The sequence below is a fragment of the Marispirochaeta aestuarii genome (genome assembly GCF_002087085.1).
In the GTDB taxonomy this organism is placed as follows: domain Bacteria; phylum Spirochaetota; class Spirochaetia; order JC444; family Marispirochaetaceae; genus Marispirochaeta; species Marispirochaeta aestuarii.
In genome coordinates, this window is record NZ_MWQY01000004.1 from 96,550 (window position 1) to 121,547 (window position 24,998).

Annotated in this window: 24 protein-coding genes; 12 read left to right on the plus strand and 12 right to left on the minus strand. The window is 56.3% G+C overall.

Annotated features, from left to right (window positions below; genetic code table 11):
- The first annotated feature begins 22 nt into the window (after window positions 1-22).
- Both B4O97_RS04615 and B4O97_RS04620 read left to right on the plus strand, forming a co-directional pair.
- Window positions 23-1,441 carry an MATE family efflux transporter gene (locus tag B4O97_RS04615; RefSeq protein WP_198947014.1) on the plus strand — a complete coding sequence of 473 codons (1,419 nt, stop codon included), beginning with the start codon at window positions 23-25 and terminating at the stop codon, window positions 1,439-1,441.
- A gap of 14 nt (window positions 1,442-1,455) precedes the next feature.
- The gene (locus tag B4O97_RS04620; RefSeq protein ID WP_083048765.1) at window positions 1,456-1,914 is read left to right on the plus strand and encodes a MarR family winged helix-turn-helix transcriptional regulator; all 459 of its coding nucleotides are present in this window, start codon (window positions 1,456-1,458) and stop codon (window positions 1,912-1,914) included.
- Here B4O97_RS04620 and B4O97_RS04625 read toward each other — a convergent pair.
- The 6 genes from B4O97_RS04625 to B4O97_RS04650 are packed head-to-tail and all read right to left on the minus strand — an operon-like array spanning window position 1,908 to window position 8,189.
- The gene (locus B4O97_RS04625) at window positions 1,908-2,309 is read right to left on the minus strand and encodes a hypothetical protein (RefSeq protein WP_083048767.1); all 402 of its coding nucleotides are present in this window, start codon (window positions 2,307-2,309) and stop codon (window positions 1,908-1,910) included. The genes B4O97_RS04620 and B4O97_RS04625 overlap by 7 nt on opposite strands.
- Window positions 2,269-2,865 (minus strand): RNA polymerase sigma factor, encoded by a 597-nt coding sequence (locus B4O97_RS04630; protein WP_083048768.1) that lies wholly within the window; start codon window positions 2,863-2,865, stop codon window positions 2,269-2,271. The genes B4O97_RS04625 and B4O97_RS04630 overlap by 41 nt, the downstream gene beginning before the upstream one ends.
- A gap of 6 nt (window positions 2,866-2,871) precedes the next feature.
- Complete coding sequence (locus tag B4O97_RS04635; RefSeq protein ID WP_083048770.1) at window positions 2,872-3,435, minus strand: hypothetical protein; 564 nt, start codon at window positions 3,433-3,435, stop codon at window positions 2,872-2,874.
- Between the two features lie 34 nt (window positions 3,436-3,469).
- Window positions 3,470-4,315, minus strand: coding sequence for a lipoate--protein ligase family protein (locus tag B4O97_RS04640; protein WP_083048771.1), 846 nt, complete (start codon window positions 4,313-4,315; stop codon window positions 3,470-3,472).
- Window positions 4,315-6,450: an ABC transporter ATP-binding protein gene (locus tag B4O97_RS04645; RefSeq protein ID WP_083048773.1), complete on the minus strand. Its 2,136-nt coding sequence runs from the start codon at window positions 6,448-6,450 to the stop codon at window positions 4,315-4,317. Before B4O97_RS04645 ends, B4O97_RS04640 begins: the two co-directional genes overlap by 1 nt.
- Entirely contained in the window at window positions 6,447-8,189 is a 1,743-nt protein-coding gene (locus tag B4O97_RS04650) for an ABC transporter ATP-binding protein (protein ID WP_083048774.1), read from the minus strand. The genes B4O97_RS04645 and B4O97_RS04650 overlap by 4 nt, the downstream gene beginning before the upstream one ends.
- Window positions 8,190-8,389: 200 nt before the next feature.
- Between B4O97_RS04650 and B4O97_RS04655 the strand changes: the two genes are divergently transcribed.
- The 8 genes from B4O97_RS04655 (at window position 8,390) to B4O97_RS04690 (ending at window position 16,907) form a co-directional block, all read left to right on the plus strand.
- Entirely contained in the window at window positions 8,390-9,031 is a 642-nt protein-coding gene (locus B4O97_RS04655; RefSeq protein ID WP_083048776.1) for a redox-sensing transcriptional repressor Rex, read from the plus strand.
- 1 nt (window position 9,032) lies between these two features.
- Window positions 9,033-10,205 (plus strand): phosphoglycerate dehydrogenase, encoded by a 1,173-nt coding sequence (locus B4O97_RS04660; protein WP_083048778.1) that lies wholly within the window; start codon window positions 9,033-9,035, stop codon window positions 10,203-10,205.
- A 50-nt stretch (window positions 10,206-10,255) separates the two neighbouring features.
- Window positions 10,256-12,208, plus strand: coding sequence for an ATP-binding protein (locus tag B4O97_RS04665; protein WP_143305541.1), 1,953 nt, complete (start codon window positions 10,256-10,258; stop codon window positions 12,206-12,208).
- Between the two features lie 165 nt (window positions 12,209-12,373).
- Window positions 12,374-13,336, plus strand: a complete 963-nt coding sequence (locus B4O97_RS04670; RefSeq protein WP_096348841.1) for a peptidylprolyl isomerase — start codon at window positions 12,374-12,376, stop codon at window positions 13,334-13,336.
- A gap of 48 nt (window positions 13,337-13,384) precedes the next feature.
- Window positions 13,385-13,840, plus strand: coding sequence for a BAPKO_0422 family outer member beta-barrel protein (locus B4O97_RS04675; RefSeq protein ID WP_083048782.1), 456 nt, complete (start codon window positions 13,385-13,387; stop codon window positions 13,838-13,840).
- Window positions 13,837-15,189, plus strand: coding sequence for a DNA repair protein RadA (gene radA, locus B4O97_RS04680; protein WP_083048784.1), 1,353 nt, complete (start codon window positions 13,837-13,839; stop codon window positions 15,187-15,189). Before B4O97_RS04675 ends, radA begins: the two co-directional genes overlap by 4 nt.
- Window positions 15,190-15,226: 37 nt before the next feature.
- Window positions 15,227-15,535 carry an NGG1p interacting factor NIF3 gene (locus tag B4O97_RS04685; RefSeq protein WP_083048785.1) on the plus strand — a complete coding sequence of 103 codons (309 nt, stop codon included), beginning with the start codon at window positions 15,227-15,229 and terminating at the stop codon, window positions 15,533-15,535.
- Between the two features lie 43 nt (window positions 15,536-15,578).
- Window positions 15,579-16,907 (plus strand): GH1 family beta-glucosidase, encoded by a 1,329-nt coding sequence (locus B4O97_RS04690; RefSeq protein WP_083048787.1) that lies wholly within the window; start codon window positions 15,579-15,581, stop codon window positions 16,905-16,907.
- Here B4O97_RS04690 and B4O97_RS04695 read toward each other — a convergent pair.
- From B4O97_RS04695 to B4O97_RS04710, 4 genes are all read right to left on the minus strand, one after another.
- Complete coding sequence (locus B4O97_RS04695) at window positions 16,871-17,650, minus strand: DUF429 domain-containing protein (protein WP_158084156.1); 780 nt, start codon at window positions 17,648-17,650, stop codon at window positions 16,871-16,873. The two genes, B4O97_RS04690 and B4O97_RS04695, sit on opposite strands and share 37 nt — an antisense overlap.
- Complete coding sequence (nspC, locus tag B4O97_RS04700) at window positions 17,647-18,801, minus strand: carboxynorspermidine decarboxylase (RefSeq protein WP_083048790.1); 1,155 nt, start codon at window positions 18,799-18,801, stop codon at window positions 17,647-17,649. The genes B4O97_RS04695 and nspC overlap by 4 nt, the downstream gene beginning before the upstream one ends.
- A gap of 61 nt (window positions 18,802-18,862) precedes the next feature.
- A complete protein-coding gene (locus B4O97_RS04705) occupies window positions 18,863-20,530 on the minus strand; it encodes a cation:proton antiporter domain-containing protein (protein ID WP_083048791.1) in 1,668 nt (555 codons plus the stop codon).
- On the minus strand, window positions 20,527-21,003 hold the full coding sequence (locus B4O97_RS04710) for a PTS sugar transporter subunit IIA (RefSeq protein WP_083048793.1): 477 nt from the start codon (window positions 21,001-21,003) through the stop codon (window positions 20,527-20,529). Before B4O97_RS04710 ends, B4O97_RS04705 begins: the two co-directional genes overlap by 4 nt.
- A 160-nt stretch (window positions 21,004-21,163) precedes the next feature.
- Here B4O97_RS04710 and B4O97_RS04715 point away from each other — a divergent pair, with 160 nt between their 5' ends.
- Both B4O97_RS04715 and B4O97_RS04720 read left to right on the plus strand, forming a co-directional pair.
- Window positions 21,164-21,820: a FecR family protein gene (locus B4O97_RS04715; RefSeq protein ID WP_083048794.1), complete on the plus strand. Its 657-nt coding sequence runs from the start codon at window positions 21,164-21,166 to the stop codon at window positions 21,818-21,820.
- A complete protein-coding gene (locus B4O97_RS04720; RefSeq protein ID WP_083048796.1) occupies window positions 21,813-22,586 on the plus strand; it encodes a hypothetical protein in 774 nt (257 codons plus the stop codon). The genes B4O97_RS04715 and B4O97_RS04720 overlap by 8 nt, the downstream gene beginning before the upstream one ends.
- A 5-nt stretch (window positions 22,587-22,591) precedes the next feature.
- Here B4O97_RS04720 and B4O97_RS04725 read toward each other — a convergent pair whose 3' ends face one another.
- Both B4O97_RS04725 and B4O97_RS04730 read right to left on the minus strand, forming a co-directional pair.
- Complete coding sequence (locus B4O97_RS04725; RefSeq protein ID WP_083048797.1) at window positions 22,592-23,794, minus strand: saccharopine dehydrogenase family protein; 1,203 nt, start codon at window positions 23,792-23,794, stop codon at window positions 22,592-22,594.
- Between the two features lie 57 nt (window positions 23,795-23,851).
- Complete coding sequence (locus tag B4O97_RS04730) at window positions 23,852-24,991, minus strand: sensor histidine kinase (protein WP_083048799.1); 1,140 nt, start codon at window positions 24,989-24,991, stop codon at window positions 23,852-23,854.
- Window positions 24,992-24,998: the final 7 nt, after the last annotated feature.

The following is a 24,998-nucleotide window of genomic DNA, read 5'->3' on the forward strand; positions in this document are numbered from 1 at the left end:
TGTTCGCAGGAAAGGATCTTTCATGAAAACGCTCAACAATCAGAATGATCGCTATATTCGCATGACAACCGAACCCGTATCGAAGCTCATTACAAGCCTCGCCACTCCGACCATCATGAGCATGCTCGTAAGCGCATTCTACAACACGGCGGATACCTACTTCGTCGGAAAAATCAATACAAGTGCGACCGGTGCGGTGGGGATTGTTTTTTCCCTGATGATTATCATTCAGGTAGTGGGAATAATGATCGGGGTCGGCTCCGGCAGCTACATTGCACGACTTCTGGGAAAAAGACAGGCAGACAGGGCAAGCAGGGCCACATCCACCGCCTTTTTCATGGTCATTGCCTGGGGCATCGGCCTGACTGTTCTCGGTGAAATCTTCCTCGATCCATTTATGCGGCTGTTGGGTTCAACGGAAACGATACTGCCCTACGCCAAATCCTACGGGGGAATCATCCTGCTGGGAGCTCCCTACATGGCGGCCAGCTTCGTTATGAATACCAACCTCCGATCGGAAGGAAACGCCCTCCTGGCGATGATCGGTATTGTCAGCGGTGCTGTTGTGAATATCATTCTGGACCCGATCTTCATCTTCGGTTTCCGTATGGGTATCGCCGGGGCGGCGACGGCGACCATAATAAGTCAGCTGATCAGTTTCCTTATTCTCCTGTCCCACTACATCAGACGACGAAGCACCCTTCGGATACATCCGAAGAATATTCTGTTCGAAAAGGAGATGTTCCGTGAGATCCTGGGTTCCGGGCTGCCCTCATTTTTCAGGCAGTCCGTTGCAATTCTGGCTGCCATTATTCTGAACACCTGCGCCGGCGTTTACGGTGACGCCGCTGTAGCGGGTATGTCCGTGGTGAATAGGATTATCCTGTTCCTGGGTTCGGCCCTTATCGGTTTCGGCCAGGGATTCCAGCCGGTGGCGGCTTTCAACTATGCCGCCGGATTCGGACGGCGGGTTTATGATGCCTTCTGGTTCGCGGTAAAAACCGGCACAGTGTTTCTTCTGATTTTCTCGACCGCCGCGTGCATTTTCGCCCCCCAGATTATAAGACTCTTCAGGAATGATCCCGAGGTAATCCGCATCGGTGCTCTGGCCCTGCGACTGCAGTGCGTCACGTTTCCCTTTTCCGCCTTTATCGTAATGTCCAACATGATGTTTCAATACATAGGAAAGCCCGCAAAGGCCTCATTGCTGGCCCTGTCCCGGCAGGGGCTGGTGTTCATACCGGTAATCATGATCCTTTCACAAGTCCTCGGTTTGAGGGGAATACAGATGAGTCAGGCCCTGTCGGACGGAACGACCTTCCTGATTGCTGTTCCACTGACGGCGGGGACCCTCAAAGTACTGAAAAACCCGGAACCCCTTCATGAAACCGGCGAAATCCCCGGAAGAGGAAGCCTGAGAGACTGCACTCAGAATGCCTGAGGAGAAGAACGAGCATGAACAGACCCACCATACTCCGATACATATCCATTCTGTACCGCTTCAGCCAGATCCATATCGCCCAGCAGCTGAAACCCCATAAAATCGGATCGGGACAATACCCTTTTATATTCTCAGTCTGCCGGAATCCCGGGATTAACCAGGACGGGCTTTCGGAACGGCTCCTTATCGACAAAGGGACCACCGCAAAGGCGGTAAAAATCCTTGAAGCCGGAGGCTTTCTGCGCAGGGAACAGGACCCTGCCGACCGCCGCGTATACCGGCTCTATGCCACTCCCGAAGGTGAGAAACTGGGAAAAACCCTGGAGTCGATTCTTCCCCTGTGGCAGGAACTGCTGTGGAAGGGTTTCAGCCGGCAGGAAAAGGAGCAGGCCTATTCCCTGGTTCAGCGTATGTCCGAAAACGCAAAAGACTTCCTGACCCGTTCCGCGGAGGAGAACAGTGCCCCTTACTGAAACCAGCTGCTTTCATACCCGGGATCGCTGGAATCTGCGTGCTCGAAAAGACCGCCATCAATAACGGATTCAGCGAGTTCCCGGAAATATGCCCGGCGCAGGGCGGCATCCTGGATTCGCGGGAGAGCGAAGAATCCTCCGACCGCCAGCATGAACATGAAAACCGCCGCCGCGCTAAGCAGAGCAGGCTTGCGTCGGGAAGCAGCAGCACAGACAGGATTCCGTTCCGAAACAGGGGAGGACACTTCCCGTCCGTACGCGGCAATGATACGGCGGTACAGCTTCAGGTTTTCTGAACAAAAAGAGCATACCTCCAGATGATCCCGTACCCCCACGGAAAACTCATTCCCTGAATCAAGCTCGTTTTGTATCTTTTTCCATTCTCTGCATTTCATTGCCTTCTCCATCTTTCCCCAACATGCGCCTGCCTGTTTTTATCATTGTGTTTCTGGCCCGATGCAGCCGGGACTTGACAGTCCCTTCCGGAATTCCCATCAGTTCAGCCACATCCTTCAAGGAGTACCCTTCGATCTCCTTCAGTAAAATGAGACTGCGTTCTTCTTCCTTCATTCTGTTCAGGACCTTATATAAAAAATGACGGTCTTCAGCCTCCATACTGCCTTGTTCGGGACTCCAGGGTCCCGGGATCTCCGGCACAGCATAAACAAGATGCTTGCGCCTTTTGGCCAGAGACCGAAGATGATCGATTCCCTTGTTCCGTGTCAGGCGATACAGATACGTAGTGAACTCTGCCGCATGAGAAAAATTCTTCACCCCCCCGGCAAGGGCTATCAATACTTCCTGCTCCGTCTCTTCCGCCTCGTCAGGCCAGCCGCCAAAGACGCCAAAGATGATGCGCCGGATAAACCGCCGATGACGGGAGACGAGCATCTCGAATGCGACCTCGTCTCCCGAATCAATAAACTGTTTAATCAGGTCAGAGTCGGACACAGAATACTATCGCCGCCCTGAAGACCCGGAGCCACCGGAGGAACCGGCATCACCTGAAGAACCGGACGACCCGGCCCCCCCGCCGCTTCCCGTTCCGGAGCTTTCACCGGAATTGCGGGATGAACGGGACTCCCTGTTTTCCGCCGGTTCATTGCCGGAGGGAATGTCTCCGGTACGAGTTGAAGTTTGCCGGCGATATTCATTTCGATATCGCAGGAATTCCATCCATTTCTCCTCGCCCAGCAGCCGACGCATTTCCATGGTTCGTTCAATATTCTGCATTTCGACCTTCAGTTTCAACTCCAGGGACTCCCGAAGCAGCTCTTCTATCCGCTTCATATCCGGATTTCTGTCAAGCAGCATCCTTTCGAGTCGTGCCTGGAGTATCTTCTGTTCCGCTCCTGCCGTAATGACGACATCGATCCTGTCCCTGTCCATATCCCGGAGCCGGTCTCTGGTTGCAGTGGACAGTCGAAGCCGGTCAAGGATTTGACTGTCCGGTAAATCCTGGGCTTCTGCAATGACGACAAATACCAGGAGAACTGCCATGAGGACAATAATTTTTTTCATATCCGTACACCTCCCATTCAATGGAATCTGTACATTAGTCGGTGGAGGGGCCCTCCAGGTTCCATAACTGATCGACTTTTTGTCCGAAAAACGAAGAACTGACAATTCTTCCCTTCACCACATCCAATCGGATACTCCGGTCTTCGAAAAGAAGATCAAAGGCGAAACGGGGCGTCCGGCCGAAGATCCACTCCCAGGAGGAGAACTCTTCCATCCTGTGCCGGCTGTTGCGGTAAAGCTCAGCTTCCGGCGGGATCTCCTCCCACACACCGCGGTTGAAGCTCTGCACCAGGGTATGGATGACATGCTCGACTCTGAGCTCCGGAACCACCTGGTTCAGGCAGAGCACCGGCGACCTGACCGAAGCCACACCCTTCCCCTCGATTCCGGGAAAACTCGGTTTGAGGGCGGAACTCAGAAGGGAGAGGTCCGAGGAGATCAACAGGGTCCCGTGGTGCAGGGCCTTCTCCTTTGTAAGGCGATAGGCGCTGCCGGAGAATTTTTTTCCCCCCGCCACCAGGTCGTTTCTCTCGGTCACCTCAGCGGAGATTCCCAGCTTTGCCAGGGATTCGATGATCCGGCGGGAGTTCTGAACCTTGTCATAGCCACGGCGAGGCTGAATAAAGGTGTAATTCAGGTTTCCGGGATCGTGGTAGACCGTCCCGCCGCCCGTGTAGCGCCGGACCAGGGGCATTCCATATCGCCGCAGAACCCGCAGATCGGCCTCAAGAAAGGGGTTCTGGGATCGGCCTATCACCACGCAGGGCCGGTTCACATACAACAGCAGCATCTCTTGATTCGGATCACAGCTTTCAAAGAGAAAACGCTCCGCCGCCAGATTGGCAAAGGGGTCCCCGGACCCCAGCAGGAGGACCCGCATCAGGCTTCCCGGACAGCCGCAGCGCCGCTGTACTGGAGCCGGTACAGGTTGTAGTAGAGTCCTTTAAGGGCGATAAGCTCTTCGTGCTTCCCCTGCTCCACCAGGTGTCCATGGCTCAGGACCAGGATACGGTCCGCATTTTTTATGGTGGAGAGACGGTGGGCGATTACCAGGGAGGTGCGTCCTTCCAGCAGCACCTTGAGGGCGCTCTGTATAAGCCGCTCCGTTTCGGTGTCCACGTTGGAGGTCGCTTCATCAAGGATCAGGACCCGGGGATTCTGGGCGATAACCCGGGCGAAAGAGATCAGCTGCTTCTGCCCGGTGGATATGTTGCTACCCCTCTCCTGCAGCATGGTATCGTAGCCCTGGGGCAGCTTCTCGATAAAACTATGGGCGTTTACCATCCTTGCCGCTTCTATGACCTCCTCCCGGGGAATCGGGGCGCCCAGGGTAATGTTTTCCTCGATGGTTCCGGAAAAAAGGAACACGTCCTGCTGCACCGGCTGAATAAGACTCCGCAAGGCTGCCAGGGAGAGATCCCTGATGTCCATCCCGTCCAGGAGGATCCTGCCTTTCTGGATGTCCCAGAAGCGGGTCAGCAGGTTCGCGATGGTTGTTTTACCTGCTCCGGTGTAACCCACAACCGCCACGGTCTCCCCCGGATTCACCGAGAAAGAGAGATTCTTGAGCACCGGTTCATCGGGAACGTAGGCAAAATCGACTCCCTGGAACTGCAGTTCACCCCTGACATCCCCGGTATTATGCATCTGCCGGGTTCCCATGTCCGGTATTTCCTGCCGGGTATCCAGGATTCCGAAGATCCGTTCCCCCCCGGCCATGGCGGACTGCATGATGGTGAACTTTTCCGAGAGATCCATAACCGGCTGGTAGAACATCCTGATCAGGCTGATAAAGGCTATCAGCACCCCCAGGGAGACCGAAAGCTCCACGAACATTCCGGCACCATAATAGAGAATCACCCCGGTGGAAATGGTGGTAAGAAAATCGATGGAAGCCCGAAATGGGGCGAACACGAAAAGCTCCTTCATGGAGGCGTCGTAAAGCTCGTCGTTCCTCTGGTTAAAAGCCTCTCCCACAGCTTTTTCCCGGCCGAACATCTGCACAACCTCCATTCCGGAAAGGTGTTCGGAGAGATAGGCGTTGACCTTCGCCACACCGGAGCGTACAAGGCGGTAGGCCTCCCGGGCTTTGACCCGGAAGTAGAGGGTCGCGATAATCACCGGGGGCAGAGTGAATACGGTAATGGTGGCAAGCCGGGGATTCATCAGATAGAGGGTTACCACGACCCCTATCATCAGGCTGAAGTTCTTGATAAAGGAGATCGCAACGGTGGCGAAGAGTTCGTTGATGGTATCCACGTCGCTGGTCAACCGGGACACGAGACTCCCCACCGGGGTCCGCTGCAGGTAGGCCAGGGACTGACGGAGCAGATGACCCAGCAGGGACAGCCGTAAATCCCGCATTACGTTCTGCCCCAGGGCTGCCATGATATAGATCTGCAGGAAGGTAAAGACCAGGTTGCCCCCCAGGAGTCCCAGGTAAAACCAGGCATTACCGGCAATTCCAAGGCGGTCCGCGCGCCTGAGCAGTCTTCGTTCCCCGGCATCGAAGGAATTCAGCACTTCCCTGGTAAGGGCGAAGCCTCCGCCTTCCCGCTGAATCCCGTTTCTGTCCGGATCCAGCAGTCCCAGTACCCGACCCCATTCCTCCGAAGAATAATCTTCAGGCAGGACAAGATACCACCCACCCTCCTCCAGGGCGCCGGCATCCCGCAGGCGGCGCTTCTCCTCCCCCGAAAGGGACGAGGCGATATCCTGGGGCAGATATACGCGTCCGTCATTGCCGGCGACAACAGCAGGATCATCAAGACGTGCCTTGAGTCCGGCCCCTTCGGCTCCGCTGTCCTTTTGGGGACTGTAGCGCAGGTAGTAGCCCATTATATGCCGGTCGATGGCCCGCTGCAGCACCACGGGACCGGCGAGTTCTGCAACTGTGGCCGCCAGCAGAGCGATAACGGCAACCAGGGCAAGGGCCTTGTAGGGTTTCAGGTACCCCGCAAGACGGCGGACGATCTTCCAGTCGAAGGCCTTTATTTGAAGCTCCCCGCTCCTCATGCCGATTCCTCCTCTTCAAGGCGCTGGAGATTCGCGATCTCCGCGTAGAAGCCCTCCCTGGCGATCAGCTCTTCGTGGGTTCCGGCCTGTACAATGGCCCCCTCTTCGAGAACAATAATGTGGTCCGCAAATTTCAGGGTCGACACCCGGTGGGATATGAGAATATTGGTCTTTCCCCTGCGGAGGTCGATGAAGCCCTCCAGGATGCTCTCCTCGGTGGAGGTATCCACCGAGGCCAGGGCATCGTCGAAGACAAGGATCTCAGGCTTCGTGAGCAGGGCCCGGGATATGGCAATGCGCTGTTTCTGACCTCCCGAGAGGGTTATTCCCCGCTCCCCGACCTCGGTCTCGTAGCCATGAGGAAAAAGTCGTATATCCCGGCTGATGGTGGAGGCCTCCGCCGCCGCTTCCACGGCTTCCCGGGGGGCATCGTCAACACCGAAGGCTATATTGTCGCTCAGGGTGCTTGAAAACAGAAAAGTCTCCTGGGGAACGATACCGAAGGAACTCCTCAGACTGGAGAGTTCATACTCCCTGACGTCCCTGCCCGAGATAAACACCGTTCCCGGAGGCGTATCCAGAAGCCTGGGGAGCAGCCGTATAAGGGTGCTTTTCCCGGATCCCGTGCGGCCCAGAATACCCAGGGTCTGTCCCGGACGGACCGTAAAGGAGACATTCCGCAGGGCGGGAACGCGGGAACCGGGATAGGTGAAACTCAGGTCCCGTACCTCGATTGGACCGGCCTGGGGACAGCAGACGCCCTCCTCCGGGGAACGGATCTCCGGCTCTTCCCGGAGAATCGCGTTGATCCGGGCCAGGGACGCCCCTCCACGCTCCAGCATATTGACGGTAAATCCCATCCCCAGCATGGGCCAGATCAGCATTGCAAGATAACTCATGGCGGCTACAAAATCACCGGGACTCATGCCCCCCTCAAGAACCGACATCCCCCCGAAACGCAGCAGCAGGAGGGTTACAATGCCGCCGAGAAAGTGAATCATCGGAAAGGCAAAACCCCACAGGCGTACCAGGGCCAGGTTCCGGTGCTTGTAGTCTTCGTTCTTGCCGGAGAATACCTTGAGATTGGAATCCTCCCGGACAAAGGCCTTCAGAACGAGGATTCCGCTCAAAGCCTCCTGCACGTGACTGCTCAACGAGGCATAGCCCTCCTGAACGGCCTTGAAAAGACGCCCCAGAAAACGCCCAATCCCCAGTACCTGCAGGGTAATCAGCGGAAAGGGGGCAAGCACGATCAGGGCAAGCTGGGGAAACTGGAAAACAATAATCGCGATAATGAACAGGGTCATGAAAAGACCGTCGAAGAGGGCCACGAATCCCATTCCCGAGGCCATGCGTACATGGTGCATGTCGCCGGTTGCCCTGGCCATAAGATCGCCGGTGGAGATTCGTCCGTAGAAGGATGGGGAAAGGGTCAGCAGATGCCCGAACAGTCGGGCTCGAAGTCTCTTTTCGATTTTCCGGGAGGCCCCGTGAATATAGTAGCGCCATCCGAAGCGTCCCACCGCCACCAGAAAAGCAATACCAACCATGAAAAGAACCTTCATACCCACCAGGGAGAGGTCCACATTCCCGGCGGATATATGGTCGATCACCGATCGGATAAGCTGGGGAAGATAGAGCTGCCCCGCGTCTGTGATAAATAAAAAGAGAAAGCCCATGGCATAGCGTCCGGCATAGGTTTTGTAATAGGGAAGCAGGGTACGAAATTCCTTCAGCATCGCGTGTTGTATCCTCAAATCGGTCGTATCGAGCGCCATCGGCAGGGCGATTTTCTTTATGGGCACCTTTAAATGTAGCCAATGCGCCCCGTCCCGTCAATTTACCGGGAATCATTTACCGGCCCCTTGACGAAAAATGTAAAACGGTTCAGGATTCGCCATAAATACCGTGAAATATTTCACAGGTCAAGGGGGCTTTAATGAAAAGGACCCTCCCGCTTCCCAGCCTGGAACGCTTGTGCGGGATCTACGGACTGCTGGACAGTCTGCCGGAGACACTGGGCAACCGGGTTTCCTCCAGGGAACTTGGCCGCGCCATCGGCCAGACAGCGGAAACCGTACGCAAGGATATTGCCCACATGAAGGCGGATATTGTTTCGGCGGGAGGATACGATCCGGCGGAACTCAAAGGGGCGATCGCTTCCTACCTGGGTCTTCAGGAGCCCCGCAGGGCCTGTATTGCAGGACTCGGCAGGCTGGGGCAGGCGATTCTGCGCTATCCGGGATTTCAGGACGCCGGAATCGAGATATGTGCCGGTTTCGACAGTGACACGAACAAGCTGGAACTCCTTGCCTCGCCGGTGCCCCTGCTGCCCTCGTACCGGATTACCGAGTATGTTCAGAAAGAGAAGATCAGCCTGGGTATCATCGCCGTTCCTCCCGATCAGGCCCAGATTACAGCTGACCGCCTGACCGCAGGGGGCGTCCGGGGAATAGTAAATTTTACCGTTCCCGTTTCGGTACCTGAGACTGTGAACATGCGTCATGTTTCCGTTCTTGACGAATTACGTATTCTGGCCGCCCTGGCGGACGGCGCGGATCAAAACATACAGGAGAAATGATATGCACAAGATTCTGACCCTCAACAAGATTGCTTCCAAAGGTCTGGACCTCTTTTCCAGGGACCTCTACGAGGTAGCTTCCGAGATAGGCCACCCGGACGCGATCATCGTCCGAAGCCAGGACATGCACTCCTTCGAGATCCCGGAAACCGTAAAGGCCATCGCCCGGGCCGGTGCCGGGACCAATAATATTCCCGTGGATACCTGTTCTCAGCGGGGAATTGTGGTCTTCAACACCCCGGGGGCTAATGCGAATTCCGTCAAGGAGCTCACCCTCACCGGGATGTTCCTCGCCTCCCGTAAAATATTCCGGGGCATGGAATGGGTAAAGAGCCTTGTCGGAAGAGGAGACGAGATTCCCGCCCTGGTGGAAAAAGGGAAGAAGGAGTTCACCGGCAACGAAATCCGCGGCAAGAAGCTGGGGGTAATCGGGCTGGGGGCCATAGGCGTTGACGTGGCCAACGATGCCGAACGCCTGGGGATGATCGTCAGCGGCTATGACCCCTTCATTTCGGTGGAAGCAGCCTGGGGACTCTCTCCCAGCATTAAAAAAGCTGAAACCCTGGAAGCCCTGATCTCCGAATCCGATTATATCAGCGTCCACATACCCCTGAACGATCAGACCAGGGGAATCCTTAACCGGGAGCGCTTTTCCAGGATGAAGAGAGGTGTGAAGGTGCTGAACTTCTCCCGGGGAGGACTGGTGAACAACACCGACATGCTGGAGGCGATTCAAGCCGGTATTGTGGACCGCTACGTTACCGATTTTCCCGACGACAGCCTTCTCAGGGAGGAAAACGTAATCGCCATTCCCCACCTGGGAGCTTCCACACCGGAGGCGGAGGAAAACTGTGCCGTAATGGCTGCCCGACAGCTGATCACCTTCCTGGAAACCGGGAACATATTGAACTCCGTCAACTTTCCCGACTGCTCCATGCCCCTGACGACGGGTACCCGGATCATCATCGGCAACAGAAACATCCCCAACATGGTCGGACAGATTACCACCATTCTTGCCGAGGAGTCCATGAATATTTCGGAAATGATAAACCGTCACAAGGACGGCTACGCCTACAACATCATCGACGTCGAATCCCCGGGGACGGATGCCCTCCTGACAAAACTTAAGGGAATCGAAGGGGTCGTTATGGCCAGGATTATCGATAAAAAGTAAAAGTCCGCTTGACCGTAACAGTCGGGTCCGCCTATGCTGAGAACCGAAGAATGGAAACACAGGGCCCGACGTATCGGAAAAAACAGGAAACCACCGGATCCGGGGCCGCTTCAAAAGAACGGCCCTCCAGTCCCTTTCCGGGTATCTCCTTTGATCTGGAACTGGACGCGGACGGTACCGCCCGGGTGCTTGATGTCGGTCCGCTGCCGGACCTCATCACCCGGATGTCTCCGGACCCTGTGGCAGCGTTAGGCTCTCTGCTGGGGGAACACTGGAACCGGCTGATCCGCCTGGCGAAGGACACGGCAGCAACAGGTATTCCGGGGGTGGTCGACATTCCCCTGGATGTGTCCCGGGAAAATAAAGAGGAACCCCGCTGGTTTATGCTTTCCACCTCCCCGGACCTGTCACACCCCGGAAGCGGGAAGATCCACGCACTCCTGCTGGACATTCACCAGGAACATGCGGCCTCGGAAGACCTGGTAAGGGCCAAAGAGGCGGCGGAACAGGCAAACCGGACCAAGACGGAATTTCTTGCCAATATCAGCCACGAACTCAGGACGCCCCTGAACGGTATCATCGGCATGACAGACCTGCTGCTGGAAACCGAACTGAGCAGCGAACAGGCCGAGTTTGCCCGTACGGTAAAGATTTCCAGCGATTCCCTGGTGGCCATAATCAGCGATATCCTTGACCTCTCCAGGATTGAAGCGGGAAAGCTGATCACCATCGACAAATCCTCCGTCAACCTCTACAGCCTGGTCCGCAGTGTCTGTGAAACCCTGCTCCCCGCGGCGGAGAGTGCCGGGCTGGACCTGCTTTTTTATTATGATCCGGGACTCCCTCTGGAATTTCTCGCCGACAATGCCCGGCTGAAACAGATTCTGTACAACCTTGTGGGCAATGCCGTCAAGTTCACCCCCGAGGGATACATCATGGTAAAAGTCGAAGCAGGAGACTCCAGACATCCTCAGAGGGGAATCCGATTCAGTGTTATGGATACCGGGATAGGAATACCCGAGGACAAGCATGAGCTGATTTTCGAAAAATTCAGTCAGGTCGACGCCTCCATAACCAGACGTTACGGCGGTGCGGGTCTCGGACTGCCCATAAGCCGCTCCCTCATCGAGGTTATGGGAGGGACCCTGAAGCTTGAAAGCCGGGAGGGAGAAGGATCCAGATTTACATTCACCCTTCCCCTGGACAGTGCACCGGGGAGCGCCCTGTTCGGGGAGCTTCTTGATCTGAAACAGGCGAGGATCGCTCTACTCTGCAAAAACCGAAGAACGGAGGAGCTCTACGCATCCTATTTCCGTGCATGGAAAGGCAGCCCCGTTATCTTGAACAAGAATGAATTATCCCGGGAAAAATGGACCCTTCTGCTCACCGATTTGGCTGCGGAGGAGCTTGAAGCCCTCATGCCGGGTCTGTCGGAGGTGGAAATGCTGATAATCATCTCCGACATTCGAAGTATCCATACCTACGGAAAAATCGGCCTGAAAAACAGCATTATAACAAATCCGCCTTTCGACCTGCTGAGGATCGTGGAGTCCCTGACAGGGAATAAAGCATGCGAGACCTTCCTGAGCTCCAGGGTTCCCGACAGCCCCCCGACCTTCCGCAGGATACTGATCGCCGAGGACAACGAGATCAACCAGGACGTACTGTCAAAGATCTTTGAGCGTTTTGGATGCAGTGTAACCCTGGCCAATGACGGAGACCAGGCCCACCGGATCTGGAGCAGGAGTACCTTTGATGCGATTTTTATGGACTGCCAGATGCCCGGAGTGGACGGACTCGAGGCCACCCTCCGGATTCGTTCGGAAGAACCAGAGGATCAGCACGTTCCAATAATAGCCCTCACCGGCCATGCCATGCCGGGTGACCGGGAACGTTTTTTATCCGTCGGAATGGACGATTACCTCAGCAAGCCGGTGAGCGCCGCAGACCTGAAAGAGGCGCTGGAACGCTGGACACGGCAGGCGGCGGAGAAAACTTCCTAGAGCTTACCGGAGACCGATCCCCCACCCGCTTGCCCCCCCGTCCCTTCCGTGGTAGCATTGCGTTCTATGACACATAACACAGGAAATCTTTTCGCCCCCGCAAGGCGCGGTCTGCTGCGGACCCCCGGGGGCATAATTATCAGCCTGTTATTAGGAGTATTTTTCATGACCAGCTGCAATGCTCAGCCGGAGTTCAGCGACGGACTCTACGCCGCGATTAACACGGAGAAGGGAACCATCTACCTTGAACTCGAATACCGGAAAGCCCCTCTGACGGTGTCCAATTTTGTGGGTCTTGCCGAAGGAAGTATCGACCATGATGAAGGAGACGGCCCTTTTTATGACGGACTGAACTTTCACCGGGTGGTGGATGACTTCGTTATACAGGGAGGCTGTCCTCAGGGAAACGGAACCGGAGGTCCCGGGTACAGTTTTCCCGATGAATTTCACCCCGAGCTGCGCCACGACGGACCGGGAATCCTCTCCATGGCCAACAGCGGCGCCAATACCAACGGAAGCCAGTTTTTCATTACCCACCGGGAAACTCCGCACCTGGACGACCGACATTCGGTATTCGGCCGCGTAGTCGAAGGAATGGATGTGGTCAACAAGATAGAGGCGGGAGACCGGATCAATTCCGTGGAGATACTGCGCGTAGGTTCCGAGGCGGAAGCCTTTACCGTAAACCAGGACGGTTTCGATGAGCTGATCCAGAAAATCCGGAAGGAGACAGCGGAGAAAAAGGCAGCGGCACAACAGGGACTTTTAAAGCAGATAACCGACAAATGGCCCGGCCTGTCTTCAACAGAATCCGGGGTATACTACGAAATCCTGCAGTCCGGCTCGGGTCAGACTGCGGACGCAAAACGTCCCGTTACCGTACATTACAAGCTCAGCCTTTTGAACGGCAGCGTCATACAGTCCAGCTTCGGAGGAGACCCGGTGGAATTCTCCCTGGACAAGGTAATCCCCGGATGGCGGGAAGGAATCCTTGCCGGAGACGGCATGAAGGCCGGAGAAAAGAGACGCCTGGTAATCCCTCCCCACCTGGGATACGGAGAACAGGGGTATCCGGGAGTCATACCTCCCAACTCCTTTCTGGTTTTTGTTGTCGAATTGTTGAAATAACAGTACCGGCATGAGTATTTTGAGTCAAATACATACGCGAGGTGATACATGAGACGCAATCTTCTGATTCTTCTTGTGCTGCTGATCTTTGCCCTCCCCGCCGCCGCCAGCGATATCGGCGCGGGCATCATTATTGGTGAACCCACGGGACTGAGCTTTTCCCTGAACAACCAGTTCGTTCTGGGGGCCGCCTGGTCCTTCCGGGAGTATGTGCACCTCCACGGTGATTACATCTTCCTGCGAAACGGAATCGAGAAAATCGAAGAAGAGATTGCCAAGCCCTTCGGCTGGTATCTCGGCGGAGGAGCAAAGGTGAGAATCTTTACCCGGGACAAGGACACCGATGATTCCGCCGTCGGCCTGGGTCTCAGAATTCCGGTGGGAGTAACCTTTTATCCCGCCGAGAAGATCGAACTGTTCCTCGAGCTGGCTCCCGGAATCGCCCTCTTTCCCGATACCGAAGGCGATCTCGACGGCGGTATCGGCATTCGGTACCACTTCTGAAAAAAAACGCCGTCCGCTTCGTCTGCTCTTCCTGCGGGCATGCGGAAGCAAAGTGGCTCGGCCGCTGCCCCTCCTGCGGACAGTGGAACACCCTCACCGAGGAGAGTGTCTCTCCCCGGGAGGGGAAAAAGCCGCCTTCCCGACGTACAGCACATCAGGCCGAAACCCTCTCCCGGATACCCGAGGATGCCGTTAAACGGCTGGATACGGGCATCCCCGAACTGAACCAGGTCCTGGGGGGCGGCATGGTCCCCGGCAGTTCGGTACTCATCGGCGGTCAGCCTGGAATCGGAAAATCCACCCTGCTGCTACAGGTATCCCGCAGCGTCCGCTGTTCCGGTACGGTACTGTACATCTCCGGGGAGGAATCCCCCCGGCAGATCGCCATGCGGGCCCGGCGCATCGGGGCTGCTTCGGACACGATAAAGGTCCTCTGCGAAACCGACGTTACCAGCCTGCTGCGGCACATGGAGGCCATACAGCCCGCCCTGGTGGTGGTGGATTCCATCCAGACCCTGATCTGCGAAGAGCTGGGGCCGGTACCGGGGACGGTGAACCAGATAAAGTACGGCAGTCACGAAGTCAGCGACTGGTGCCGGGAACACCAGGTGCCCCTCTTTCTGGTGGCCCACGTAACAAAGGAGGGCTCCATTGCCGGTCCCAAGGTGGTGGAGCACATGGTGGATGCGGTGCTCTATTTCGAGGAGGCCGAGGGCGGTATCCGGCTTCTCCGGGCCATGAAAAACCGCTTCGGACCGGTGAACGAGCTGGGGATCTTCTCCATGGAGGAGCGGGGTCTCATCGGCGTGGACAATCCATCCTCCCTCTTTCTGCAGAACCGCGAAGGGGGACTTCCTCCGGGAGCTGCAATCGCTCCGGTTTACGAAGGCAGCCGGGTGCTTCTGGTGGAGATCCAGGCTCTTACGGTTCCCGCAAAGAGCGGTATTTCCCGGACCTTCGCCGACCGCATAGACTCACGCAGGGTGTCGCGCATCGCGGCGGTCCTGGAAAAACACGTGGGTCTGCGCTTCAGCGACCAGGATCTCTACGTCAACGTTGCGGGAGGTATCCGTCTCGACGAGGTGGGAATCGATCTTCCCCTGGCGGTGGCCCTCTATTCCGCCCGAACCGGTCTGGCCGCTCCTGAGGGTACCGTATTCGCCGGAGAGGTCAGCCTTGCCGGGGAGGTCCGGCCGGTCCCTCAGGCGGAGATGCGCAGCAGGGCCGCGGAGAAGCTCGGGTTTTCCGCCCGCATCGGTCCCGGAAGGGATGGCGGAGACGAAAAGGGGAAAAATCTCCGGGGCCTCAAGGATACCCTGGCAGAGCTCTTTTCAGCAAAACAGAACTGATCCTTCCGCCTGCGGGAAGATTGAGGAGGAGCCTTCCATGTATCAGCTCTATTTCTACGTACCCGAATCCCATAAGGAGAAGGTAAAAGAGGCCTGTTTCGGCGCCGGAGCCGGTACCATCGGGGAGTACAGCCGCTGTTCCTGGGAGGTGAAGGGAAGCGGACAATTCCTGCCGGGAGATGCAAGCACTCCCTTTCTGGGCAAGAAAGGGCAGCTTCAGAGAGAGCCGGAATACCGTGTGGAGATGGTTCTCGAAGATCCCCTGAAAGAAGGGGTCATACAGGCACTGAAAGAGACCCATCCCTATGAAACTCCCGCTTTCGGACTTCTGCGAATCGAGATATAATCTGCACTGATCACCTTAATGTAAAATCAGGAGTACGGAATCAATGAATTTTCCAAAGGATTTTCTTTTCGGCTCAGCTACGGCCAGCTATCAGGTGGAAGGCGCCTGGGACAAAGACGGCAGAACCATGAGTATCTGGGACACCTTCTGCAGGACCCCCGGAGCGGTGCGTCACGGCCACACGGGGGACAGGGCCTGCGACCAGTACCACAGATACCCTGAAGACATCGACCTCATGTACCGGGCCGGGATCCAGTCCTACCGCTTCTCCCTCGCCTGGCCCAGGATCTTTCCGAAGGGAGGCAGTACCCCCAACCCCGCAGGAATCGATTATTATAATCGCCTTATCGACGCCCTTCTGGATAAGGGCATAACACCCGCAATCACCCTCTATCACTGGGACCTTCCCCAGGAACTGCAGGATTCGGGGGGCTGGACCGTCAGGAAAACCGCCGAAAAATACGCTGATTATGCAGCCTTCTGCTTCAAGACCTTCGGCGACCGGGTGAAGACCTGGATCACCCTGAACGAGCCCTGGTGCTCATCCCACCTCGGCTACCTTCATGGCGAACACGCACCGGGTATTCGTGACCGGGCCATGGCCTACAGGGCTGTACACCACCTCAACCTGGCCCATGGCCTGGCGGTACAGCGCTTTCGCAGCATGAACCTGAAGGGCAGAATCGGCATATCCCTGAACCTGAGCACCCCCCGGCCGGCTGCACGCCACCCGGAAGATCTCCACGCTGCGGACCGGGCCGCCGACGGCCAGAGCAGGATCTACCTCGACCCGCTTTTCGGAAAAGGCTATCCCCAGCGGCACCTGGATACAGAACCGGCTGTGCACATGCCCATAGAGCCCGGAGATATGGAAATAATCTCATCCCCCATCGATTTTCTCGGTCTGAACTACTACTGGGAGGAGGTGGTTCGGCATGACGCCTCCGCAGCGGAGGAGTTTGTCGCCGTCCCTTCTCATTTCAAAAAGACCGCCATGGGCTGGGATGTGGTACCTGAGGGGCTGTACCGGCAGATCAGATGGGTCCACGAAACCTACGGTCCCCTGGACCTCTACATCACCGAAAACGGCGCGGCCTTTCCGGACCGGCTGGACGAAAGCGGAACGGCCTGCCATGACCCGGAGCGCATCGAATATTTACGAGAGCACCTGCGGGTGTGCAAACGCCTCTGCAGCGAAGGCATTCCCTTGAAGGGCTACTTTCTCTGGTCCCTCCTGGACAACTTTGAGTGGGCCCACGGCTATACGAAGCGTTTCGGGATTATCTATATCGACTACGGCGATATGCGAAGGATCCCCAAGGACAGCTACTATTTTTACCGGGATGTTATAGCGGGAACGGAGCCGCTGTAGTCGGACAGCCAGATCCAGCCCTCCCTGCGGACCAGGGATTCCTTTTCCGCGGGGGGACGGATTACCCTGCCTTCAAGATAGTCCCTGCAGACAAGGGTACACAGGAGGGCATCCAGAATATCAGCATCCTCGAGGAAAGGCTCCCGGGGAACTTCCATGAACAGCTCCTTTTCAAGCTCTGCAAGAATAAACCTCCGCTGGTCCAGCTGGTCCTTCTTCTTGTAGGAATGGTCCGGCAGTCCTGAAACCTTGAGCCAGGCTGCGGGGTAAGTCTCCAGCACCGCGGAACGTGCCGCTGTTCCCGGATCCCACCCCGGGGAGAAGGAAAGACTGCTCAGGCGCCTTATTTCATCCAGGAGGCGAAGAGCGGCATGGGCCGTGCGGGCAATGCGGTCCGCCCCGACGTCCATGGGACGTTTACCGATTGCCCGGGCGGTAAAATCATCGGTGTAACGGCGGAAGAGTTCGTTGGCAGGGGGGAGCAGGGCATCCCCGGCGCGGTGGAGGCTCAGAGATTCCGACAGAGCAACCGGCCAGCCCAGGGGTGCATCCATTCCCAGCAGAACCGGAAGCCCGGGTTTTGCCGCTATCCAGCGGGCTGCGATCTCCGCCGGAGAATCCTTAAGCCCGGAGCAGGCTTCCAGGACACGCAGGGTCTCACCTTTCCGATACTGCGCCAGGCACAGCCCGATATTGGAAGGATCGACAGCACAGTCAATCCCGATGAGCAGTACGGAGCTCACGACAGGCGGTCCCGGTAGTCCCCGTAAGCGAATTCCCGCAGCAGCTCGCGGCTGCCGTCCCTCCTGACAATTCCGATGGAAGGATGGGCGACCCCGTTGAACATGCTGGTCTTTACCATGGTGTAGTGAATCATGTCCTCGAATATAATCTCGTCCCCCGGGGCCAGGGGTTCATCGAAGAGCCAGTCGCCCATTACGTCCCCGGCAAGACAGCTGTTTCCCCCCATGCGGTACCTGTAGCCCCTCGTATCCTCTGCGGAAGCAATCCGCGCCCCCCGGATCCGGGGCTGATAGGGCATCTCCAGACAGTCGGGCATGTGGGCGGTAAAGGAGACATCCAGGATCGCAGTCAACACCCCTCCCCTGCTTACAATGTCCTGGACCGTGGATTTCAGGTACCCCGTCTCCCAGGCGAAAGCGCTGCCGGGCTCGAGGATCACCATCAGGTTCGGATACTCCGCCTTCAGGCCCTTGAGGCTGCGGTCAAGAAGGTCCAGATCATAGGTTTTCCTGGTCAGCAGGTGGCCGCCCCCCAGGTTCAGCCAGGAAAGGGAGGAAAGCAGATCGCCGTAGCCTTCCCGTACAGCCTGGATAAGGTCTGCGCTGTTCCGGGCACTGGACTCGCAGAGGGCATGCACATGAAGGCCCTCGGGGGAACACTCAGTCATCAGCTCATCAAGCTCTTCCCGGGGCATTCCCAGGCGGCTTACCGGCGAGGCGGGATTGTAGAGGGCCGTCTCGACGGGAGACCATCCGGGATTGACCCGCACACCCCAGGAGACCCCGGCTGCAGCCCTCTTGTTGTACCCCTGAAGTCGGGGCAGAAAACGCCGCGCCTGAGCGGCGGAGTTGAAGGTGATATGGGAGGATATATCCAGGAGCCGGCTGAACTCCTTTTCTGCATAAACCGGGGCGTAGGTGTAACAGGGACGCCCCATCTCTTCGGCTATGAGGCGTGCCTCGTTCAGGGAACTTGCCGCTGCCCCATCCACGTACTCCGCCAGCAGGGGAAACACCCTCCACAGGGCAAAGCCCTTCAGGGCCGGGATAATGCGTACGCCGGCACTCCGTGCCAGGGAGCTGATGGTTTCGAGATTGGCAGTCAGCAGCTCTTCTTCCAGAACATAACAGGGAGACGGAAAGGATTTCATACAGATCAGAGTACCCGTTGAAGAGTTCCTGTACAAGGGACCTGTTTCCGGCTCCCGACAGCTAGGTCTCCTGCATTGCCAGGTAACGCTTCCGGGCGAAACTGTCAATGCCTCTCTGTTCGGCGATTCCCCTGAACCTGCCCTCCCCGTCAACGGCGGCGATATACTCGACCCCCGTTTTCCGCATTCTTTTCTCAGCCTCCCGCAGACTGAGTTCCGGGGAGGCGAGCACGGGAAGAGGACTCATGATATCCACAGCCAGCAGAAAATGGTTCAGTTCCGATGAAACGAGTACGGTCTTCAGATTATCGAAGCTTATTACCCCGATAAGCCGGTCGTTTTTATCCAGCACGCACAGTTCGCTGAAGGAGGTCTCGGCAAAACGGTGTATTACTTCGCTGATGGGAGTCGCGTCCCTGACAAAGGCATCCTCCGGGCTCAGGAGTTCCGCAAGCTTGAGCTGCTCTTTAAGGACCTCCTCGCTGATATTTTTCCCGGCCTCATCCGCTTTATCGACGGCGTATTTAATCAGGGTCGGCCCCAGCAGCTGCAGTATGAATGTGGAGGTGGTAACCATGATCAGAATCGTTTCGCCGACGGCGCCGGGAAAACGCTGGGCTGCAACAATGGCCAGACCGACAGCCACACCGGACTGGCTGAGCAGACAATAGGGAAGATATTTCCTGAGTTTATTCGGCGCTCCCGAAAGACGACCGCCAAGACGTACACCCAGAGTTTTTCCCGTAAAACGGGCAAGGATGAATATTCCGATCATCAGGAGAATCAGGGGAGACAGGCTTGCAAATTTAAGCGATGCACCGACAAAAACGAAAAAGAGAACATAGATGGGCGTGGAAAACCGCTCGATCAGATTAAAAACAATTTTGCTTTTCCTGGGAGCTTTATTTACCAGGACGGCACCCATGATCATGGCGGTCATAAGCATGTCGACATCAAGAAAGATGGAGGCCCCAAGGACCAGAAGAATCGCCCCCATGGCAAAGACGAAGATCTTCTCCTCTTCGGTGTATTTCTTCAAAAGCCAGATCAATGCAAAGCCCGAAAGCAGGCCAAGGGCCACCGCGCCGAAGGTTTCGTAGAGGGGAAACATCATGGAAGCCAGAAGGTTCTCTCCGCCGAAGCCCAGCAGAGGCGCCGCAACTCCCGCGAGAATGGTAAACAGAAACAGGGCGAGAATATCATCCAGAGCTATAATCCCCAGCAGGGTGGAGGTTACAATACCCCGTGCCCGGTACTCCGAGAGAACATCAGTGGTTCCGGCTGCAGCAGTGGCAGCGGCAATACTGCCCAGAAGAAGGCTGACTGCAAGAGCGACGGAATCGGAAAAAAGAAGCCGCAGGGGCCAGAAGACTGCCAGGCTGACCAGAAAGAAAGCACCCAGGGCCTCTAAAAACAGTATATAGGTAAACTGCCGGCCGTTCTTTTTCAGGGTGGCGAATTTGAGTTCCCCTCCCAGGCTGAAGCTTATCAATCCCAGGGCAAAATAGTTGATCGCCTGAAAACGGTCCAGAGTCACGGAGGAGAGAAAGCCCATGCCCGACTCCCCCAGGGCAAGACCGATGAGGATATACCCCACAACCTGGGGTATCCTGATCTTCTGAAAAAGCCGCCCCCCTATGGTACCGCCGAAAAGCGCAATGCCGATGAAGAGCAGGGCATTCAGCTCCTCGATCCTCATGCTGCCATTAATCAGTTCCAGAATCTTCATACCTTCTGCTCCGTCGTTCCGTTCAGATAATCCCGGAGAAGATCATAACCCTGCTGAGCCGAGGAGATTGCCGCAAGCTGATTCCGCAGGTGCTCCATCTTCATAAGGGAGACAATTTCCGACAGCAGGGCCACGTGCTCCCGCTGCTGATCCTCTTTTAAAAGAATCATAAAGAGTATTTTTACCGGCAGACCGTCTATGGACTCATAATCCGGGATCCCTTTGGGCTGAACGCCGATCCGCAGCACAGGCGTATTGATTCCAGCAGCGCGTATATGGGGAATACCGAGCCCCAGACCAATTCCGGTGCTCATAAGCTCCTCCCTGGCAAGGAGTTTCTCCAGAATCTCCTTGCCGCTCAGGGAAGAAGCGGCCTCCGGCACCGAGGAGACAAGCTGTCCCAGGGTATCGGTTTTTCCAGCCTCCTTGAGCAGCAGAATCGAGTCCGGGGTAATCAGTCTATTCAAATGCATACAAGCCTCTCTTGTTCATATTTGTCATTTTCAGGGCACATATGTACAATATAGTCCTTTATTGTCCATTGTCAAGGATGCCTGAAAAAAATGCTCCGCAGAAATTGTTATTTTCTCTCTTTTATTACAATTTTTGTTATATTTAAAACAAGGAAGAAGTATGAGAGTAAAAATATGTGTGTATTCCCTGGTCCTCATGTTTATCAGCATTACAATAATAGCAGAAAGCTGGATGATAGCCTACATCGAAGGCGAAACCCATATTCACCGTGGAAGCACGCAGGAAATCGCGGATTTCGGTTCTCGGCTGCAACCCGGTGATACCGTGTCGACCGGAGCTGCCTCCCTGGCAATACTGGAGAGCAGCCGGGGAAGCAAAATAAAAATGAAGGAAAACACCCGGCTTCGCCTGGACAGCCTGGAGGAGAATGTGAAAGTTCATCTTCAGCGGGGAGGCGTTTTCTCCCGGATTGTCCGTCTTCTTAAGGACTCCTTTACCGTCACAACACCGTCGGTAGCTGCGGGGGTACGGGGAACGGAGTTCTTCATCGCCTACGGCCTGGTAATAGAGGATGAGGCGGACATCTGGCTCTGCGTCAACGAAGGTTCAGTGGCAGTCAGGTCGGCACAGCAGGAGGTCCTGGTACAGGCCGGAGAGGGGGTCAATATTATAAACGGGTCCAGGATTACAGAGCCAAGGTTTTATCCCTGGACCCGTGGGCTGAACTGGAATACCGATCCGGAAGCTGGAAATGTCCGGGACACCACCGATCTGATCGCTCTTTACTACGATTTACTGGATATCGATTATGACTGAACTATTTTTACTCCTTCGCAGACCGTCTGTACTGATCCTGCTTATCCTGACGGCAATGCCGGGTATTTCCGAGCACATCCCGTCAGCCCGCACCGGAGAGTTCGATTATCAGTTCAGAATCAACCTGGCCAAGGATTATGGTTCCCTGGAACCTGTTGCCGAAGTCAGCGGACGTATCGAGGAGGGGGAATTCCGGTACCGCGCCCTTCTGGCAGGGGCTTACTATCGGTTTCACAAAAACCTTAAAGCAGGCGGCTTCTACACCCTGCTGGCCGGAGCCCGGCACGATGACGACTGGGTCGGCGACCCATCCCGCTGGTGGTGGGAAAAAACAACTGACCGGCCGGAGCAGCTGCTTAGCCTGGATGTCAGTCCCCGCTTTCTCCTGGCCTCACTGCCCGGGGAAAACTGGGTCTTTATGCTGAAGAACAGGTACATATTCAATACCTATAACGGTCACCAGACCCTGATGGTCCGTCCCGGACTGACCTATGTACACATACAGGACCGGGAACCGGTCTTCAATATCGGCTTCCACTACGGGGTATACCTGCCCCTGAACTTCTCGGAAGTGCTGATCTATGAACACGATCCCTATGTCAATCTGATCTACCATGTGAACCGCAGGGTGAAACTGGAACTTTTCGGGGCATGGCGCTTTCGCACCTGGAGCACCTCGGAGGATGTTTCCGATGCGGGAGAGTCGGGGTATCGGGTTCAGGACCGGGTCTTTGTTCTGGGAACCGGGCTTATTGTACGCCTCTGAAGCAGCTATAACTCAAGATCCCCGTCATGCTCCTCATGCCAGGGCAGTCCGTCGGATGCAAGCTGCTCAAGGAAGGGATCGGGATCAAACTCCTCAACGTTGTACACGCCGGGGCCCTTCCATTTTCCCTGGATGAACATCAGAGCCCCCACCACTGCCGGGACGCCGGTGGTATAGCTGACCCCCTGGGCGCCGGTCTCCTTATAGGCGTCTTCGTGGCTGCAGTTGTTCCAGATGTAGTAGCCGCGCTCCTTACCCCCTGCAAGGCCGCGGATACGGCAGCCGATGGAGGTTTCCCCGGTGTAGTTTTCTCCCAGTTCTCCGGGATCGGGAAGAACGGCCTTCAGGAACTGGATCGGCACAATCTCTATGCCTTTGTAGATGATCGGATCGATCCTGGCCATCCCGATATTCTGAATCACCCGCAGGTGAGTCAGGTACTCCTGGCCGAAGGTCATCCAGAAGCGGGCCCGCTTCAGGCTGGGAAAGTTTTTTACCAGGGACTCCAGCTCCTCGTGGTAGATAAGGTAGGACTCTTTGGGGCCGATATTCGGATAGGTGACGGGCTGATGGATCTCGTGGGGTTCCGTGTAGACCCACTTTCCGTTTTCCCAGTATTTTCCTTTCTGGGTAACCTCGCGAATGTTGATTTCCGGATTGAAATTGGTTGCGAAAGCCTTTCCGTGGTCCCCGGCGTTACAGTCGATGATATCCAGGTAGTTGATCTCGTCAAAATAGTGTTTTGCAGCGTAGGCGGTAAAGACCCCGGTTACCCCCGGATCAAAACCGCAGCCCAGGATCGCCGTAAGTCCGGCGTCCTCGAACTTCTTTTTATAGGCCCACTGCCATTTGTATTCGAATTTTGCTTCATCCCTGGGTTCATAGTTGGCGGTATCCAGGTAATTTACCCCGGCGGCAAGGCAGGCATCCATAATGCACAGATCCTGATAGGGCAGAGCCACATTGATAACGATGTCGGGGGAAAAGTCCTTGAGGAGCGCCGTCAACGCGGGAACGTCCTCGGCGTCAACACCCGCCGTAGCAATGCGCACCCCGGTTTTCTCCTCCACCGCAGCGGCTATCGCATCGCACCTTTCTTTAGTGCGGCTTGCAAGGAGTATTTCAGTGAAATTCCCGCTGTGCCGGGCAGCTTTATGGGCAACAACGGTTCCCACACCGCCGGCCCCGATAATCATCAGTCGTGCCATTTTCGCCTCCTGCAAAAAGGTGGATATCTATTTTCTACACCGCAAAGAAGGGTACTGTCAAAGGGAGGGGCGGGAAGAATCGACGAAGAGGATATGGAACTCTGTTCCGTCCTGTTCAGTGCTGGTAAACCCGACGGAGGCCTTTAAATACCCCTCACCCAGTAGTTTCATGCTGTAGGTCCCGAGGCCCCGGTTCTCCCCCTTGGTGGAGAAGGAGCGGGTGAAAACTCTGAGCCGGGCTTCCTCATCCATGACTCCGGGATTCCAGACACTGAAAACTTTTCCCCCGGAGCGGGTACCGCAGAAAAGAGTAACCGTATCTCCCGATTCGGAGGCTTCAAGGGCGTTCTTCAGCATGTTGCCCACCACCCGCCTCAGGAGTCCGGCGTCGGTAATCAGGGAGAATACCTCTGCAAAGGGTCGGATCTCAATGGAAACACCCCGCTTTTCAGCGAAACCGCTGAACTGGTCAGCCAGGACTTTCAGCAGCTCCAGGGAGTGGACAAAATCCTTCCGCACCTGGAGGGTACCGTTTTCCGCCCCGCTGAGGGTCTTCTGGTCCTCGATTTCGCCGGTGAGACTGCTGCTGATCTCAAGAAGTTTCGTAACATCCGCCCGCACACCCGGCGGCAGATCCTTGCGGGCCAGCAGTTCAAGGTGCATCCGCAAACCCGTGGCGGTATTGAGCACATCATGAAAAAAGAGGCGCTCCATTACCATGCGGCGCTTTTCATCGCTCCTGTCCTCGAGAAACAGCAGAATGTACGGTTCATTCTCCCAGGAGATCGGGACCGCAGTTACCTGGTACTCAATCCCCTCCTCGGATACGGCGCCGCTCCGCCGCAGCAGACAGCGGCGCTTGACGGAGATACCCTCTTCCTGGGCTTCCAAAACGGCCAGAGCCAGCCCGCAGAAGCGGCAGGCTTGGGAGGTGCCGCAGCCCCCGGGGCAGCTTTTGGCGTGAACGCAGCCCAGGGCCTCTCCGGGACGCAGGCCGAGACCTTCCAGCAGATCCTCATGAAACCGGCCGGCATCCTCAGGATAGCTTTCCACGATCTGCCGCTGCCGGTTCAGTACAAAAAGGAGGAAATCGATGCGGGTAAAAAGCGCATCGAAGGGGAAGCCCTCTTTCAGTTTTACCCGCTGTTTCTCGATCTGAGCACGATCAAGGCGTTCCGGAAGGGCCGTACTACTCATGCGGCAC